This window comes from uncultured Eubacterium sp., from assembly GCF_934295145.1.
Classification (GTDB): domain Bacteria; phylum Bacillota; class Clostridia; order Lachnospirales; family Lachnospiraceae; genus Eubacterium_I.
The window spans coordinates 52,020-69,652 of sequence record NZ_CAKRAS010000004.1; the positions used below are offsets into that span (position 1 = coordinate 52,020).

Genomic DNA, 17,633 nt, shown 5'->3' on the forward strand with positions numbered 1-17,633 from the left:
ACAATTTACAATAGTAAAGTATTAGAGAATGTACAAATTGGCGACAGCGTGACGTATGAGAATGAGAGAGGAAAGGTGTAAAAAATGGCAAAGTACACAGTACGAAGAGTCTTAATGGCGATTGTTACGGTGCTGGTAGTTGCATGTGTTACGTTTTTCTTGATGAATGCAATCCCGGGAAATCCGTGGTTATCTGAGAAAACTCCGACACAGGCCACCATCGACGCTTTAAATGCTAAATACGGACTTGACCAGCCCCTGATCGTTCAGTTGGGCAAATATCTCGGAAATCTTTTTCACGGAGATTTCGGTACATCAATCAAAATGCAGAAAAACCGTGCAGTTTTGGATATCATCAAAGACATGTTCCCGGTTTCTGCAAAAATCGGCGTGTTTGCGCTTTTATGGGCAATTGCAGTCGGACTTCCGCTTGGATGTCTGGCAGCTTACAAAAGAGGTACATGGGTAGACAGCTTCCTTAGAGTTGTATGTACAATCGGTATCTCCATGCCTGGATTTGTAGTGGCAACAATGTTACTGCATACATTATGTGGGGGTATTCCGGGAGTAAAAGTTTTCCCGGCATTATTTGACGGAACACCAAAGAGTTATGTCCTGCCATGTCTGGCACTGGGATTTTACCCGATGTGTTATCTGTCACGACAGACCAGAACAGCAATGCTGGATTCCATCAATCAGGAATATATTAAGACAGCACGTGCAAAAGGTCTGAAAAACAACAAGATTATTTTCAAACATGCACTGAGAAATGCACTGATCCCGGTTATTACTTACCTGGGACCGCAGATTGCATTTACACTGTGCGGCGGTATGGTTGTTGAACAGGTATTTTCCATCCCGGGACTGGGCCGTTACTTTATCCAGGCTATCCAGACCCGTGATTATCCGTTGATCATGGGAACCACTATTTTCCTGGCTTCCTTCATCATCATCATGAACCTGATTGTTGACCTGTGCTACAAACTGGTAGACCCGCGTATCAATCTGGCGAAGGGAGGAAATTAAGCATGTCTGGAAAGAAAAGATTTCAAAAGCCAGGCTCTCTTCAACCGAATATTGATGATATTTTAGAGTGGAGCAAATTACCGGAGGACGCTTTTGATGCAGCGAGCCAGCAGGAAAAGGAAAGCTTTATCAAAGATCGTAAGAGTGTTTCCTATTGGGCAGATGCATGGCGTCGTCTCCGTAAAAATAAAGTGGCAATGGTTGCCCTTGCAATCATCATTGCATTGGTTATTTTCGGATTTGTGGGACCGAGCGTGGTTCCTTATACTTATAAGCAGCAGGTACGTGGCTCTGAGGCATTACATCCATGGCATTACACACTGGAAGACCAGCAGAAGATCAATGATTACATGGAAGAGAAAAATGAGACTGCAAACCTGACACCGGATGAGGCAGTTGAGAAGGCAAGAGCCGAAGCAGAAGCAGAAGGCAAAGAGTTAAGCCGTATTGAAGAGTCTAAAATCCGTGCGAAGGCAAGTGTTGCCGAGCAGAAAGAGAGCGAAGAGCACATTACTGAGAGTGAAGCAGCCAAAGCCTTGGGCATCAAGTACAAAGCATTTGGTTATTCCACGCAGGAACTTCAGAAAAAAGCAGATGGTGAGAAAGTATTCCCGCATGTGTTTGGTACAGATGACCAGGGACGTGATATCATGGTCCGTGTCATGGTGGGAACAAGAATTTCTATCATCGTAGGTGTATGTGCGGCAATCATCGTACTGATCATTGGTGCATTATATGGATCAGTTTCCGGTTACTGCGGCGGCGCAGTAGATACGGTAATGCAGCGTATTGTTGAGGTCATCTACTCCATTCCGGAGATGCTGATCATCCTTCTGCTTTCCGCAACATTAAAACCGGCTTTGGAGCAGTTCCAGAACTCCGGTAACGGTCCGATGCAGAATCTGGTAACGGTTCTCGGACCAAACCTGATCTCCATGTTTATCGCATTCGGTTTATTATACTGGGTAACCATGAGCCGAATCATCCGTGGACAGATCCTTCAGTTAAAACAGCAGGAGTATGTAACAGCAGCCCGCGCCCTTGGTGCAAAAGGCGGTCGTATCATTAGCAAGCATCTGCTCCCGAACTGTATCGGACAGATCATTACAACGACATTCCTGCAGATTCCATCCGCAATCTTCCTGGAATCCTTCCTTTCTTTCATCGGTGTAGGTGTATCTGCTCCGTTGACAAGTTTAGGTTCTATGTGTTCTGAGGCTTTAAGTGGTCTGAGCACATATCCGTACAGATTATTTATCCCGGCAGGAATCCTGAGTCTTATGATCCTGGCTCTGAACCTGTTCGGTGACGGACTTCGCGATGCATTAGATCCGAAGCTGAAGAAATAAGGAGAGGAGGAGACGATATGGAACAGGAAAAGAAAAATGATAAACTGTTAGAGGTCAGAGATCTCAAGGTCTCTTTCTTTACTCCGGCAGGAGAAGTGAAAGCAGTAAACGGAATTTCATATGACGTAAACTACGATGAGGTTATGGGTGTCGTAGGTGAGTCCGGTTCCGGTAAAAGTGTGGAAGCATATTCTATCATCGGATTACTTCAGAATCCGGGTAAAGTAGTGGGAGGCTCCATTACTTTTGAGGGACAGGATATGCTGTCAAAAACCAAGGACGAGATGATCGAATTCCGAGGTAAAGAAGTAGCAATGATCTTCCAGAACCCGATGACCTGTCTGAATCCGGTATATACCATCGGAAATCAGCTGGTTGAGGCTCTGAAAGCACATGATAAAAATGTCAGCAAAGAGGATGCTGAGAAGCACGCAATGAAAATGCTGGAAGAAGTAGGTATCAATAACGTGGAAAAACGTATGAAGCAGTACCCGCATGAACTTTCCGGTGGTATGCGTCAGAGGGTTATGATCGCCATGGGTCTGATCTGTCATCCGAAGCTTCTGATCGCCGATGAGCCGACAACTGCGCTGGATGTAACCATCCAGGCACAGATTCTGGAGCTGATGAAGAAACTTCAGAAGCAGAATCACATGGGTATTATCTTTATCACACATAACCTTGGTGTTGTTGCTGAGGTATGTGACAAAGTATCCGTTATGTATGCAGGTAAAATGGTAGAGCAGGGACCGGTGGATGATATTTTCTATAATCCGGGTCATCCTTATACCAAAGGTCTGCTTCGTTCCATGCCGCGTGTAGATGCAGAGAGCTATGAGCGTCTGATCCCGATCGAGGGTACACCGGTTGATATGCTGAATCCGCCGGAGGGATGTCCGTTCGCACCGCGTTGTGAGCATGCGATGAAGATCTGTCTGCAGAAGATGCCGCCGTATGTTGCAATGGGTGAGAACCATCGTGCTGCATGCTGGCTGCGTGTTCAGGATTGTCTGGAAGAAGCAAAAAAAGGTAATACTGAGACAGCGAATATTGAAAAAACGGAGGTAGACAGCCATGAGTGAGAAAAATGATGTACTCGTTCAGGTTGATCACCTGAAGAAATATTTCCCGGTAAAGGGAATGAAAGGACCTGGTGTACAGGCGGTAGAAGATATCTCTATTTTCATCAAACGCGGTGAGACACTTGGTCTGGTAGGAGAGTCCGGTTGTGGTAAGACCACACTGGGCCGTACCATCCTTCAGTTGCACGAGCCGACTTCCGGAAAAATTGTTTACGATGGTGAGACAATTTTCGAGGGACAGGATCCGTGGCAGAGAGATGCAGAGGGAAATCTGCATCCGGTAAAAGTACCAAAAGCAAAAAAAGTAGACATGCTTCCATACAGACGGAAAATGCAGATCATTTTCCAGGATCCTTCCGCAAGTCTGGATCCGCGTATGACAGTTGGTGAGATTATCGGTGAGGCACTTGACATTCACAAGCTTTGTCCGAACAAACAGGATCGTACCGACCGTATCAAAGAACTGCTTGGCAGAGTTGGTCTGAATACAGAGCATGCAAACCGTTATCCGCATGAGTTCTCCGGTGGACAGCAGCAGCGTGTCGGCATCGCCCGTGCACTTGCAGTAAGACCGGAATTCATCGTTTGTGATGAGCCGATTTCCGCGCTGGATGTTTCCATTCAGTCACAGGTTGTAAATATGCTGGAAGATATGCAGGAAGAGATGGGACTGACCTATCTGTTCATCGCGCATGATCTGTCCGTTGTTCGTCATATTTCACACCGTATCGGCGTAATGTATCTTGGAACTATGGTAGAGCTGGCAGAAAGCTACGAGCTGAACCGCCATCCGTTACATCCGTATTCACAGACACTGCTTTCCGCAGTACCTGTTCCGGATCCGGAGGTAAGCAGAAGCAGACAGCGTATCGTTCTGGAAGGTGATATTCCTTCTCCGATGAATCCGCCAAGCGGATGCCGTTTCCATACACGTTGTCCATATGCAATGGATAAATGTAAAGAATGTGTTCCGAAATTCAAGGAATACGAGAAGGGACACTGGGTGGCCTGCCACCTGTTAGAGCAGTAGGATACTGCGGTTGTCTTGTTTGAGACTGTTCTCACTTTTTTGTGGGAGCAATTGGGATTGGGTAATGCAGGGTAGTCCTGTTTTATCAATAAATTTATAAAGGAGAGTACTATGAAAAAGAGATTGGTATCAGTTGTATTAGTTGCAGCTTTCGCTTTTTCCATGCTTGCGGGCTGTGGAAGCGACAACAGCGCATCTAAAGACAACAACAAAACATCTGCAGATGCAGAGCAGACAGCAACCAACAGTGGTGATGGATTCAACATTACTGTAAACTTCGCATCCGAGCCGATGACAATGGATCCGGCCCTGAACTCCTCCGTAGATGGAGCTGTCATGGCAAACCATTTATTCGAAGGTCTGATGAAATGGGAGAGCACAGGAGAAGAAGTTGAAGGTTCTGACGGAACTTGCGATGGTGCAAAACTTACTTACGGTCAGGCTGAGAGCTATGACAAAACAACAAATGATGATGGAACTGTAACATACACCTTCCACCTTCGTGATGGCATCAAATGGTCTGACGGAAAAGAGGTTACAGCAGGCGACTTTGAGTATGCTTGGAAACGTCTGGTTAACCCGGCTACAGCAGCAGATTACAACTACATGCTTGATTGTGTTGTAAATGCAAACGAGATCATGGCTGGTGAGAAAGATCCTTCTGAGTTAGCTGTAAAAGCAGTGGATGACAAGACATTTGAAGTAACTTTAACAACAGATCTTCCATATTTTGAAGAGCTGTGTGCATTCCCGGCTATGATGCCTGTACGTCAGGACATCATCGAGGCTAACGGAGATCAGTGGACATTTGATCCTTCTACATACATCTCCAATGGTCCATACAAACTGACAGAGTGGACACATAACTCACAGATCGTAATGGCAAAAGATGAGAACTACTACGATTATGAGAACCTTGGACCGGATACTCTGACATTCAAACTGATGGATGATACAAACGCTATGCTTTCCGGTTTCAAATCCGGCGAGCTTGATTACATCCAGGAGGCTCCACAGGCAGAACTTCCGAACCTGATCGCTTCCGGCGATATGAAGATCGTAGATTACCTTGGAACATATTATGTATGCTTCCAGACACAGAAAGCTCCTTTCGACAATCCGAAAGTACGTGAGGCATTCACACTGGCTGTTGATCGTAACTACATTGTTGAAAAAGTAACTCAGTCCGGACAGGTTGAGGCCAGTGCATATGTACCAAGCGGTATCTCTGATGCTGAGGAAGGTTCTGACTTCCGTAAGGTTGGTGGAGATTACTATGATCCGACAAAAGATGCTTATGAAGCAAACTGTGAGAAAGCTAGACAGCTCCTTGCAGAGGCTGGTTACCCGAACGGCGAGGGATTCCCGGTTGTAGAATATCTGTACAACACAAGTGATGCTCATAAAGCAGTTGCTGAAGCACTTCAGAACATGTGGGAGCAGGAACTTGGCGTAACAGTTACACTGAACAACCAGGAGTGGGCATCCTTCCTTCAGACACGTAAAAACGGTGATTACTCTATCGCACGTAACGGATGGATTTCTGATTACAATGATCCGGTTTCCTTCCTTGATATGTGGGTAACAGGCGGCGGAAATAACGACGCTCAGTACGCTAACCCGGATTACGATAACCTGATCAACCAGGCAAAAGCTGAATCTGATCCTGCTGCACGTATGAAACTGTTACATCAGGCAGAGGACATCTTAGTAGGTCAGGATTACGTAGTTGATCCGCTGTACTTCTATACACAGAAATATATGCTGCGTGATGGAATCGAAGGCATGTACTACACACCACTGGGATACTTCTTCTTTGGATATTGTACACAGTCTAAGTAGTAAATGACATGAAAAGGAATCCTGCTTGCAGGATTCCTTTTTTAAAAAAGAAAATTTTGTTTTTGTGTTATGAGGAGAATTTTATCAGTGAGAAGCACGCAGACACGGACAATTTTCTATCTGCGCTGCGCCGCTTATCTCCGATTGCTTCCGTGAACTCGGCTGCAAGATCAGCAGCCTCAGACACACTCACGCAATCGGACTATGCTCGCTCCGATGACGAAAATTGCCCTACCGTCTTGCGTTGCTTCTCACTGATGAAAATTCTCATCTACACAATGGCAATATTTTTCAGTCAGTCAGATAAATATTATAATAAGATTTTAGTGAAAAGAATACGAGTAATATAGGCGTACTTTTTTCAATGAAATTTTATTACCAGAATAATAAATTACTTTATATATAAATACATAGGAGTAATTGCTTTAGGAGGATTTACTATGCGAGCTTATGAAAGATTATTAAATTATGTGAAAGTCTGGACAACCAGTGATGAAGAGAGCACCACTTCTCCGACAACGGAGCGTCAGTTTGATCTGGCAAAACTTCTGGTGAAAGAAATGAAAGAGATTGGCATCGAAGATGCTATGATGGACGAGTATGGTTATGTCTATGGACATATTCCGGCAACTCCTGGATATGAAGATCGTACAGCCATTGGTTTTATCGCACATATGGATACTGCACCGGATTATAGTGGAGAAAATGTAAATCCACAGATTATTGAAAACTATGATGGTAAGGATGTGACTCTTGGAACTTCAGGAAGAATACTGACGACAAAAGATTTTCCGGCATTGAAGGAAATGGCTGGAAGAACGCTGATCACCACAGATGGAACAACTTTGCTGGGTGCGGACGACAAAGCCGGTATTGCTGAAATTCTGACAGTCGCTGAGGAGTTATTAAAAGGTGAGATCCCTCATGGAAAAGTCTGCATCAGCTTTACGACAGATGAGGAAGTTGGAAGTGGCGCCTGCCATATGGATCTGGAGCGTTTCGGCGCACCGTATGCTTATACTGTAGACGGAGGTCCGGAAGGAGAAATCCAGTTTGAGAATTTTAATGCTGCTTCCGCTGAGTTTGCTATTCATGGTGTCAATGTGCATCCGGGCGAAGCAAAGGACATTATGGTCAATTCCATGAAGATTGCCATGGAATTACAGAGTATGCTTCCAGAGCAGGAAGCACCGGAGCACACGGAAGGATATGAAGGATTTTTCCATCTTATGGAAATGAACGGAAGTGTGGAAGAGACGACGATGAGCTATCTGATCCGTGAGTTTGACGCAGATAAATACGAAGCACGTAAGGCATTGATGCAGGAAATCACAGCTTCTTTAAATAAAAAATATGGTGAGGGAACCGTAGAGCTGAATCTGCAGGATTCCTATCGCAATATGCGTGAAAAAATCGAGCCGTGCATGCAGCTGATCGATTATGCAGTTCAGGCTTGTAAAGATGCGGATGTTACACCGGATATCGTTCCAATCCGCGGAGGTACAGATGGTGCAAGATTGAGCTTTGTGGGACTTCCGTGTCCGAACCTTGGAACCGGCGGTTATGGATTCCACGGTGCATATGAGCATATTTCCGCAGAGGGAATGGATAAAGCGGTAGCTATTATTAAAAATATCATATCTAATATGGAATGATCCCCGTTTCTGCAGAAGGTGAAAAAACGGAGTGTTGAGAGCATTCCGGAGAATCGTACATATAATTGTTTGTTGAAAAAAGAGTAAGAAAGAGTGGTAAGTTTTATGGGTGCATTATTGTATCAGACGTTAAGAGAGAGCATTGTGGATGCGATTCGCAGCAAAATTTTTAACCATGAGATCAAACCCGGACAGCGCATTGTGGAATTAGAACTGGCGAAAGAATTTCATACGAGCCGGGGACCGATCCGTGAGGCACTTCGCCAGCTGGAGAATGAAGGAATTATTGTGTATACAAGAAACGTAGGCTGTTCTGTGAAAGAACTCTCCTTTGAAGACTCCTATGAGGTGTATCTGCTGAGAACCAATTATGAGGTCATCAGTGTGCGGTTTCTTCATGGAAAAATGCCGGAGGAATCCATGCAGCATCTGGAAGATATTCTGAAACGTATGAAAAATCTGACGGCAGAGGAATTCGACCAGGTATTTGAATGTGATAATGAATTTCATGAAGAACTGGTAAAAATGTGTGGTATGTCACGGGTTCAGAAAGCATGGAAAGAGCAGTACTACGGTAATCTCTTCGCAGGATATGATCTGGTGCAGGATAAAGAAGCTATCGCAAAACGACAGTATGCATCGCATAAAATCATTTATGATGCATGTGTGGCAGGAGATTGTGAAGCAATCTGTAAGGCCATCAAAGACCATTACTGGAGAACCATCGGTGAAATGATGCGTGAACAAAATGTGGATGCGCCAGATCTTGAGCGTGGCTGGGACTGTGCGTTTTAGGCATCGTGGGTTCTTTTGTGGTGAATATAGGTAAGGAAGAAAATCAGCTTTATTTTGTCTCGGTCGCTAAAACAAGCGCTCCTTGAGAAAAATAAAGCTGATTTTTCGATTTACGTTATCCAGAACCGTAAATTTTGCATATTTTATACTATGATTACAGTGTGAAAAGCACGGAATAATCCATGTAATCATAATAGATCAGCTGCAAGTCTTGTATGAAGTCTCACATGCGTTCGACTTGAAATGCATTCGACTTGATCTGATAGAGCCTTCGGTGAATGTGCCGAAGAAAGGAAGGTAATAATATGGCAAGGTTTACGAATCAGGCGCAATTGCGTTACGGGGATTCCGTGGCGAATTCAAATATTGCAGTAGGGGAAATTCTGGAAGTGCTGTCTGCGACAAAGACAGCGGTCAGGAAAGTTTATGCACAGGACGATACAGTGACATATCTGATCAGCGTAGTAAATTCCGGCAGCGTGCCGCTGAATGGTCTGACACTGGAGGACAATCTTGGAACGTATGCCTTTGCAACGACAACGCTGACGCCTCTTTCTTATGTGGCAGATACAATTAATTACTATGTCAATGGCGTATTGCAGCCAAAACCGACGGTGGCAGCAGGAGCACCGCTGACTGTTAGCGGTTTAAATATCCCGGCAGGCGGAAATGCATTACTTGTGTATGAGACAAAGCCGACGGAATATGCACCACTGGCAGAAGAGTCAGAGATTACGAATACTGCGACGATTTCTGGTGGAGGCATTACACCAGTGAACGTGAAAGAAAGCATTCAGGCTTTGAGTGAACCGGTGCTGACGATCACAAAATCTGTGAGCCCGGTTCCGGTAACAGAAAATGGCACATTGACGTATACGTTTTTAGTCCAGAATAACGGAAATACCGCGGCAGCAGCAGGAACCGCAGCAGTCATCACGGATGATTTTGATCCAATTCTGAAAAATCTGACGGTATCCTTCAATGGAACCGCATGGACAGAAGGCGTGGATTACACCTACGATGAGACAACCGGAAGTTTTGCAACCATCGCCGGAAAAGTAACCGTGCCTGCGGCAGAATATGCCCAGGATCCGGTCACCGGCATCTGGATCACAAATCCTGGCATCAGCACGCTGATCGTAACAGGCACAGTATAAAAAAGCAACGATTCTTCGGAATCGTTGCTTTTTAGACGAAAGTCGTAATTTGAGTGGTTGACTCAGTTTTTTCCCTTTCGTATAATAGTTATTCGAAACATATTAATTTATCGAAAAGTGGAGCATAAAACAGGAGTGTGCAGAACAAATATGAAAAACGTACTGAAGATATTTCGAAGAGATTTGAAGCGGCTGCTTCGAAATCGTGCGGCAGTGCTGGTACTGGGCGGCGTATGTCTGTTACCGTCGTTGTATGCATGGTTTAATATTGCGGCGAATATGGATCCCTATGGAAATACAAAAGGCATTAAGGTGGCTGTCGCAAATTGTGATGAGGGCGCCGATACAGCGCAGATGTCACTGGATGCGGGAGCCACGATCATTGATAATCTGAAGGAAAATAAGAAGCTTGGCTGGACTTTTGTGGATGAGGAGAAAGCCATTGAGGGCGTAAAATCGGGTGCCTACTATGCAGCCATTGTTATTCCGGAGAATTTCAGTGATTCACTGCTGAGTATTTTATCCGGAGACGTTAAGAAGCCGCAGCTGGATTACTATATTAATGAAAAGAAAAATGCAATTGCACCGAAGATCACAGATACGGGTGCCACGACATTGCAGCAGCAGATCAACGATACTTTTTCATCTGTGGCTTCTGAAGCGATTTCAGAGATGGTCAGTACATCTGCCGAAAACCTGACAGTGGATGTGGACAATACCAATTCGGAATTGCTCAGTTCTATTTCTGCTGTGCGGGAGAATCTGGCCGGTTATCAGAATGTGTTGGATCATTTCCGGGAAACAGTAGGAAGTTCGGATTCACTGATCCAGGATACCCTGTCTTCGTTGGAAAAGGTGAAAAAATCAGCTGCATCTGTATCTGATACGCTGGATCAGAGCACGGATCTGCTGGGGGAGAGCCGGAAGGCAGTTTCTGATTTTTCGGCGGTATTTTCTGACAGTCTGACAAGCGGAGATCTGTTTTTGAATGATGCGTATATTACTGCATCGATCAAACTGGGAAATCTGGAATCGAAAGTGACCCAGGTGAATACATCTGTGGGTGGCGGCCTCGATTCGGTGGCGGATTTAAATCAGAAAAATCAGCAGATTCTGGATGAACTTGCAAAATTGCAGGGAAGTATCGCAAACGATTCACAGATTTCAGCAACGATCACAGAGCAGATCGCAAATCTGCAAAAGCAGAATCAGGAGATTGGCCAGGTGCTTGATTCTCTGGACAAAAGTAATTCAGCCATCGCAGATATGGTAACTACTTCGCAAAATACCAGACAGAATCTGGAACAGATTATGGGAAACAGTCGGGATGATCTGAAAAATTACCGCAGTACTCTGACGCAGTCTACTGTTCCGCAGATCAGTCAGTCTCTGGATGGACTGGCAACGGTCAGTGGAGAAATGTCTGCAACATTATCAGGAATCACGCCGATGGTAGATCAGCTGAGCACGATGCTGCAGCAGCTGCAGACCAGTCTGGATGACAGCGTGAATGCGCTGACCAAAACTGGTTCTGCACTGGAGAAGGTCGATGCACAGCTGGAAACAGTACAGACGGATATTAAGGCAATGCAAAGTTCTGAGGCTTATCAGGAAATTTTAGAACTGGAAGGCATTGATGCCGAGGCTATTTCCGATTTTATGGCATCTCCGGTGTCTATTAATTCTGAAGTGTTGTATGATGTGGAAAATTATGGAACCGGTATGACACCATTTTATACAAACCTTGCACTTTGGGTAGGCGGTCTGATTCTGGTTTCTATCCTAAAGCAGGAAGTGGATAAGGATGAGGAAGTATCTGATTTTTCCAATACCAGTGCATATTTCGGCAGATGGCTGCTGTTTGTTGTACTTGCAGTAATCCAGGGATTTATTGTCTGCATCGGTGATATTGTATTGTTGAAAGTGCAGTGTGTACACCCGGTACTGTTTGTGGCGAGTGGCATGTTCTGTTCGTTTATCTATGTAAATATTATTTTCGCAATGGCGCTTACGTTCAAGCATATCGGAAAAGCATTGGGTGTATTTCTGATCATTTTGCAGATTCCGGGTTCCTCCGGTACGTATCCGATCGAGATGATGCCTGGATTTTTCCAGAAACTTAATCCTTTCTTGCCATTTACGTATTCTATCCGTGGTATGCGTGAGTGCATCGCAGGATTTTACGAGAATACTTATGTGAAAAATATGGCAGTGATGTTTGTATTTTTAGCACTGGCGCTCTTTATTGGTCTGGTGCTCCGGCCGCTGCTGATGAATCTGAATCATCTGTTTGACCGTCGTCTGGAAGAGACAGAAATGATGGTAGGTGAGACCGCCGGAAGTGAAAAACAGCTTCCGCAGATGCAGCTGATGCTTGAAATCTTGATGCGGGATGATTTGACAAAACGCCGTTTTCTGGAAAAATCCGGAAAGTTTGAATTGAAATATCCGAAAATGGTGCGCATTGGATTCGCGGGAATCCTTGTGATACCACTTGTATTTTTAATTTTATCCTTTGTATTACCGGCTAAATTTGTATTTCTGGTGCTCTGGATCATTTCACTGATCGCACTGGTAGTATATCTGATCTGTGTGGAGTATGTGCATGACCGTATTGTACGTCAGCTGGAGATGAGCGGACTGGAACCGGAAGAACTGGTAAAAAAGATTAAGGAGGGAGACATCTGATGAAAAATGTATGGAAAATTTTTCAGCGGGATATGATGCGTATCCGCAATAATGTCATTGCGCTGGTTGTCATCATTGGTATCAGTGTCGTTCCCTGCCTGTATGCGTGGTTCAATATTGCAGCCAGCTGGGATCCGTATTCCAACACCGGAAATCTGAAGGTGGCTGTAGCCAGCGTAGATGAAGGATATGAGGGAAGTCTGATTCCGATTGAAATCAATATCGGTGATAAAGTGTTGTCTGCTTTGCGGGAAAATACCCAGATGGAGTGGGTGTTTACCACAGAGGAAAAAGCTACCAGTGGAGTGAAATCCGGAAAATATTATGCAGCGATCGTGATTCCGAAGGATTTCAGTAACAAGATGATGAGTGTTTTTTCTGAAAAGGTGGAAAAACCGGAGATTACATATTATTCCAATGCCAAGGAAAATGCCATTGCACCGAAGGTAACAGATAAAGGAGCCGGTGCAGTGCAGCGTCAGGTAAATGAGGTATTTATCGAGACGGTTTCAGATACAACACTGACGGTACTGCAGGCAGTTTCCAATATGACACAAGCCAGTGGTGCGGAGACGATCGTGGCTAATCTGAATACAAACCTGAATCAGATTGCAGGAGATCTGACCGCTTCTGCCGGTTTGCTGGAATCTTTTTCGGATATGACAGGTTCCGCGCAGAAACTGCTGCATTCTACTACGGAATTTCTGCAAACTGCGCAAGAGCAGACGAAGGAGAGCAGGCAGACATTTCAGGAGACATCAAAAACATTTTCCAGTCTGGATGATTCCATGGATGCGGCCGCAGACAGTGTTGGAACAGCACTGAAATCTGCAGAAAATGTGTATGATCAGATGGATCAGGTGATTTCAGATGCTTTTGAAGATGAGAATGCGGATGCACAGCAGATCGCATCCACGCTGGATACGCTGGCCGGTCAGGTAGGAAATGTGGTGACTGCCTATACTTCAGTCCGGGACTCTGTAGCAGCAGTTGCAGATAAATATCCGGAGACATCCCCACTAGTTGACGCAATTGTGGTTCGGATGGATACTTCCATTCAGCAGCAGAAAAATCTGCAAAGTGAGTTACAAAACAGTGCAAAAGGCCTGCGGGATACCACAACCGATCTGAGTACTGCCCGGAGTGAGTTAAAGGATCTGACAGCAAAGAATCAGGAAAATATATCCGGTGTGTCTGCAAGTTATAAATCTTCGGTACAGAAATCATTAAATCAGCTGTCAGCGTCCCTGACATCTTCCAAACAGGAGATTTCCGGTTTGCTGTCGCAGCTGGATCAGAGTGCCAGCGGCATTTATAAACTGACAGATACAGCAGATTCTGATCTGTCAGAAATCCAGAAAGTACTGGGAGATTCTGCTGAACTGCTGACGGCAGCTTCTGACCGGATTGCAGATACGACAGCAAAGCTGGATGAGATGGAAGCGAGCGGAGATTTTTCAGAACTGAAATCTTTGATTTCCGGGGATAAATCTGCAATCAGTACATTTTTGGCAGCGCCTGTCTCACTGGATACGCACAAGATATATGAAATTGCTAATTATGGTTCTTCTATGGCTCCGTTTTATTCCGTATTGTCGATCTGGATCGGTGGCATTGTTCTGGTAGCGATGCTGAAAGTCAATGTATCTGAGAATTGCACGAAAGGATTAAAAAATGTCAAGCTGCATCAGATTTATTTCGGACGTTTTATTACATTTATGATCGTTGGTTTGTTCCAGAGTACATTGATCGCTTTAGGTGATCTGCTCTATCTGGGGATTCAGTGTGAGCATCCGTTTTTGTTCCTGCTGGGCTGCTGGTTCTCAAGCCTGGTATTTGTAAACATTATTTATACGCTGACGGTGTCGCTGGGAGACATTGGAAAAGCGGTCAGCGTCATTCTGCTGGTTGTGCAGGTAGCCGGAACCGGTGGAACCTTCCCGATCGAGGTAGCGCCGTCCTTCTTCCGTGCGGTTTATCCGCTACTTCCATTTACACACAGTATGGCTGCGCTGCGGGAGACGGTGGGAGGCATGTATGGCATGAATTACTGGATCGATCTTGGAAAACTTGCAATATTCTTAGGTATTTCCCTGATCGTCGGGCTGGTGCTTCGCAAACCGATCATCAAGGCAAATGATGCTTTTACAGAAAAACTGGAAGAGACAAAGCTTATGTAATGCTCCAGGTGGATGTAAATTTACGGAAATTATGTTCATGAATATAAAAAGAAATCCCCGTTGTTACTGAAAGATATAAGTAACAGCGGGGATTTTTTGTGAATAACCGTTCTTTTTACAGATTATCTTCGTGATCATTCATATAAGAAAGAATAAAAGCAATGTGCGCCTGATAATCTTCGCATTCGTTCTGCATAATGGAAACCGCTTTTTTTACTTTATTCAGTACCGTATTGCGGTGCTGGAAAATAGCGGTGGCCGTCTGGTTGATATTTCGTCCGTTTTTCAGAAATTGCATAAAAATATAACACAGATCGCCGTTGTGGGTTTCATCGTACTGGCGCAGCACTTCGTAGCAGGGAGAAGCCATGATTTTGTCCATACCGGCTTTTTTTAATTCCTGCAGAAGATACCGGGTGTAACTGCTGGAAAAATGATAAAAAGCGGGAGTACTGTTCTCTGAACCGCTGGTAGCAAGATTCAATGCTTCTCTGGCCTGGATAGCGGCAGTTGGCAGATCCATCAGGGAGAAGAAGGTATTGCTGATGCCGCACTCAAAGTACCGGTTCCGGAAGTTTTTCTGGAAAATCGTTTCTTCTTCCGGCGTCAGGAAGGTGGCATAGCTTTCGTTCTCGCTGTTATTTTTCAATATATAAAGAGTGTTTTGATATACAAATGGTTTCAACTGCGGAATCGAGGTCCGCAGATTCCAGCTGACAAAGGAAAAAGGAAGATCCTGTTCCCCGTTGTAGCGGATGACCGCGAGCATAAAGCGCCCATTCATGGTCAGATCGGGAATATAACCAAGCTGATCCTCAATCTGTTGCTGCGGGGTCTCCGGATGCTCTAAAATATCGTGGAAGACCGGCTCATAAATTTCAGAAGAAGACCGGTTGGTAAAACGTTTCTGCTGGAAAAACAGCTGCAGGTTTTCGGTCACGATATTCATCAGATAGAGGTAATTTGTCCTCGGATGAACGGCACAGTGAAAAATCAGTGCATAGCCGACGGTATGATTGTTTGCTTTGAAGCGGTACATCATACTGTAGTAGCAGTCATGGGTGGTCAGACTGTACCAGCTGACCAGCGGATTTTCCGTCTGCTCTGAGGTGGAGATGAGTCCGTCCTGACGCAGCCGCTCCATGATCTGTGGTGTCACATAACCGGCAGACAGAATGGATTCCATGATCGGATCACTGACTTCCGGATTTTTGAGGTAACCAAGGATAGAGTAATTGCGATCCAGTACCACCATCGGGTGAACAAGAAAATCTCTCGACAGGTTCAAAAGATCCTGCAGGGATTTTTGCTGGATCAGCATCAGATGAAAGTTTTTGTCCCAGACATCAAAATCATGAAAGATCTTCAAAATCCGATTGAACACAAGCGGAAAAGACTCGTCGGTATACAAAAGAATCATGGAAAGACCGGATGGAAAATCGGATGTATGGAGTTTTTCATCCTGACAGATACACAGGAACGTACAGTTTGACTGCAGATTCTGGTCTGAAGTCCGGCTTAAAGCTGTTAAAAGCACCTGATCTGCAACCAGATAGAGTTCATTTTCATAAGTTCCGGCAAGCTGCGTCTGATCAAAAAGCTGTACACCGTCAAAGCTGCAGGTCAGATCAATATTCCGGCTTTCATATATGCTGTTGGCAGAAAGCTGATATAAAAGTACGTTTAATGGTATCCGCATAAAAATTCTCCTGTATGATTTGTCACATGGCAAAAATGCTGTGATCTTATCATTTGAATATTTGAACATCTGTCAGTTGAAAAACAGATGACGCTCATGCGCTCATTATACCACGATATGCAAATGTGTGAATAGCATATTTTTAAAGTATATTTTTGTATTTATTGACATACAAAGATGAGATGTATTGTATTAATATAGATACAAAAGTACAAGGAGTATAAATGGGAGGTATAATCATGAACTTTTTTACACCGGCCGAAGTGGCCAAAAATTACATCGCAACCGGAAAAGGTAAGGTAAATACACCGATTCCGAAAATGATCATCCTTGCGATCCTGGCAGGTGCATTCATCGGATTTGGTGGTGTCGGAGCAACCACCGTTGCAGTGTCCATCACAGAACCGTCTCTTGGAAAATTTATTGGAGCCTGTGTATTCCCGGGTGGGCTGACGATGGTTCTGATCGCTGGAAGTGAACTATTCACCGGTAACTGTCTGTTGACGATTCCGCTTCTGGAGAAAGAGATCACTGTAAGCCAGATGCTGAAAAACTGGGTGATCGTGTACATCGGCAACCTGATCGGTGGAATCCTGGTAGGTGCAGGCGTTGCGTTCAGTCATCAGCCGTCTCTGTTTGGAAATGGAATGGCCGTATCGGTATTATCTACGGCAGTAAGCAAATGTTCCATGCCGTTTAGTGATGCATTTATCAAAGGCATTCTCTGTAACTTCCTGGTATGTACCGCTGTATGGATTTCCTTTGCGGCAAAGGAAGTAGTCAGCAAGATCGTGGGGCTGTTTTTCCCGATCATGATGTTTGTGCTCTGTGGATTTGAGCATAGTATCGCAAATATGTATTACATCAGTGCAGGCCTTTTTGCAAAAACAAATGCAGTTTATGTACAGGCAGCCACGGATGCGGGAGTGGATCTGACAAATCTGACCTGGGGCAATTTCTTTGGTAAAAATCTGTTGCCGGTTTCCCTTGGAAATATCGTAGGCGGTGCAGTTTGTATCGGATGCGCGTACTGGTTTATTTATATCAGAAAAAATAAAGCAGATGCGTAAGAACAGAACTGATCAGTTGAGAATGCTTTTCAAAAATGTATGGATTGCACAAATTCAAAT

12 protein-coding genes are annotated in these 17,633 nt (G+C 44.7%); 11 read left to right on the top strand and 1 reads right to left on the bottom strand.

The genetic code is table 11. The features are described from left to right. The first annotated feature begins 84 nt into the window (after positions 1-84). From Q0I54_RS01590 to Q0I54_RS01635, 10 genes are all read left to right on the top strand, one after another. Positions 85-1,026 carry an ABC transporter permease gene (locus Q0I54_RS01590; RefSeq protein ID WP_296115886.1) on the top strand — a complete coding sequence of 314 codons (942 nt, stop codon included), beginning with the start codon at positions 85-87 and terminating at the stop codon, positions 1,024-1,026. Positions 1,027-1,028: 2 nt separating this feature from the next. Further along, positions 1,029-2,375, top strand: coding sequence for an ABC transporter permease (locus Q0I54_RS01595; RefSeq protein WP_296115888.1), 1,347 nt, complete (start codon positions 1,029-1,031; stop codon positions 2,373-2,375). A 17-nt stretch (positions 2,376-2,392) separates the two neighbouring features. Beyond that, positions 2,393-3,457 (top strand): ABC transporter ATP-binding protein, encoded by a 1,065-nt coding sequence (locus Q0I54_RS01600; RefSeq protein WP_296115889.1) that lies wholly within the window; start codon positions 2,393-2,395, stop codon positions 3,455-3,457. Next, positions 3,450-4,487: an ABC transporter ATP-binding protein gene (locus Q0I54_RS01605; RefSeq protein ID WP_296115890.1), complete on the top strand. Its 1,038-nt coding sequence runs from the start codon at positions 3,450-3,452 to the stop codon at positions 4,485-4,487. Before Q0I54_RS01600 ends, Q0I54_RS01605 begins: the two co-directional genes overlap by 8 nt. 111 nt (positions 4,488-4,598) lie before the next feature. After that, a complete protein-coding gene (locus tag Q0I54_RS01610) occupies positions 4,599-6,329 on the top strand; it encodes a peptide ABC transporter substrate-binding protein (RefSeq protein WP_296115891.1) in 1,731 nt (576 codons plus the stop codon). 440 nt (positions 6,330-6,769) lie between these two features. Further along, the gene (pepT, locus tag Q0I54_RS01615; protein WP_296115893.1) at positions 6,770-7,984 is read left to right on the top strand and encodes a peptidase T; all 1,215 of its coding nucleotides are present in this window, start codon (positions 6,770-6,772) and stop codon (positions 7,982-7,984) included. Positions 7,985-8,089: 105 nt separating this feature from the next. Then, complete coding sequence (locus tag Q0I54_RS01620) at positions 8,090-8,779, top strand: GntR family transcriptional regulator (protein ID WP_296115894.1); 690 nt, start codon at positions 8,090-8,092, stop codon at positions 8,777-8,779. Between the two features lie 305 nt (positions 8,780-9,084). Continuing rightward, complete coding sequence (locus tag Q0I54_RS01625) at positions 9,085-9,936, top strand: hypothetical protein (protein WP_296115895.1); 852 nt, start codon at positions 9,085-9,087, stop codon at positions 9,934-9,936. Positions 9,937-10,086: 150 nt separating this feature from the next. After that, a complete protein-coding gene (locus tag Q0I54_RS01630; RefSeq protein ID WP_296115896.1) occupies positions 10,087-12,624 on the top strand; it encodes a YhgE/Pip domain-containing protein in 2,538 nt (845 codons plus the stop codon). Further along, positions 12,624-14,804 (top strand): YhgE/Pip domain-containing protein, encoded by a 2,181-nt coding sequence (locus tag Q0I54_RS01635; RefSeq protein WP_296115897.1) that lies wholly within the window; start codon positions 12,624-12,626, stop codon positions 14,802-14,804. Before Q0I54_RS01630 ends, Q0I54_RS01635 begins: the two co-directional genes overlap by 1 nt. A gap of 115 nt (positions 14,805-14,919) precedes the next feature. Here Q0I54_RS01635 and Q0I54_RS01640 read toward each other — a convergent pair whose 3' ends face one another. Beyond that, positions 14,920-16,503, bottom strand: coding sequence for a helix-turn-helix domain-containing protein (locus Q0I54_RS01640; RefSeq protein ID WP_296115898.1), 1,584 nt, complete (start codon positions 16,501-16,503; stop codon positions 14,920-14,922). A 239-nt stretch (positions 16,504-16,742) separates the two neighbouring features. Between Q0I54_RS01640 and Q0I54_RS01645 the strand changes: the two genes are divergently transcribed. Further along, positions 16,743-17,573 carry a formate/nitrite transporter family protein gene (locus Q0I54_RS01645; RefSeq protein ID WP_296115900.1) on the top strand — a complete coding sequence of 277 codons (831 nt, stop codon included), beginning with the start codon at positions 16,743-16,745 and terminating at the stop codon, positions 17,571-17,573. The last annotated feature ends 60 nt before the right edge of the window (positions 17,574-17,633 follow it).

Bases quoted from the DNA above. Each gene is read 5' to 3' on its own strand.
- Q0I54_RS01605 (WP_296115890.1), top strand. From the start codon at position 3,450: ATGAGTGAGAAAAATGATGTACTCGTTCAGGTTGATCACCTGAAGAAA.
- Q0I54_RS01640 (WP_296115898.1), bottom strand. From the start codon at position 16,503: ATGCGGATACCATTAAACGTACTTTTATATCAGCTTTCTGCCAACAGC.
- Q0I54_RS01590 (WP_296115886.1), top strand. From the start codon at position 85: ATGGCAAAGTACACAGTACGAAGAGTCTTAATGGCGATTGTTACGGTG.
- Q0I54_RS01635 (WP_296115897.1), top strand. From the start codon at position 12,624: ATGAAAAATGTATGGAAAATTTTTCAGCGGGATATGATGCGTATCCGC.
- Q0I54_RS01645 (WP_296115900.1), top strand. From the start codon at position 16,743: ATGAACTTTTTTACACCGGCCGAAGTGGCCAAAAATTACATCGCAACC.
- pepT (WP_296115893.1), top strand. From the start codon at position 6,770: ATGCGAGCTTATGAAAGATTATTAAATTATGTGAAAGTCTGGACAACC.
- Q0I54_RS01630 (WP_296115896.1), top strand. From the start codon at position 10,087: ATGAAAAACGTACTGAAGATATTTCGAAGAGATTTGAAGCGGCTGCTT.
- Q0I54_RS01600 (WP_296115889.1), top strand. From the start codon at position 2,393: ATGGAACAGGAAAAGAAAAATGATAAACTGTTAGAGGTCAGAGATCTC.
- Q0I54_RS01595 (WP_296115888.1), top strand. From the start codon at position 1,029: ATGTCTGGAAAGAAAAGATTTCAAAAGCCAGGCTCTCTTCAACCGAAT.
- Q0I54_RS01620 (WP_296115894.1), top strand. From the start codon at position 8,090: ATGGGTGCATTATTGTATCAGACGTTAAGAGAGAGCATTGTGGATGCG.
- Q0I54_RS01610 (WP_296115891.1), top strand. From the start codon at position 4,599: ATGAAAAAGAGATTGGTATCAGTTGTATTAGTTGCAGCTTTCGCTTTT.
- Q0I54_RS01625 (WP_296115895.1), top strand. From the start codon at position 9,085: ATGGCAAGGTTTACGAATCAGGCGCAATTGCGTTACGGGGATTCCGTG.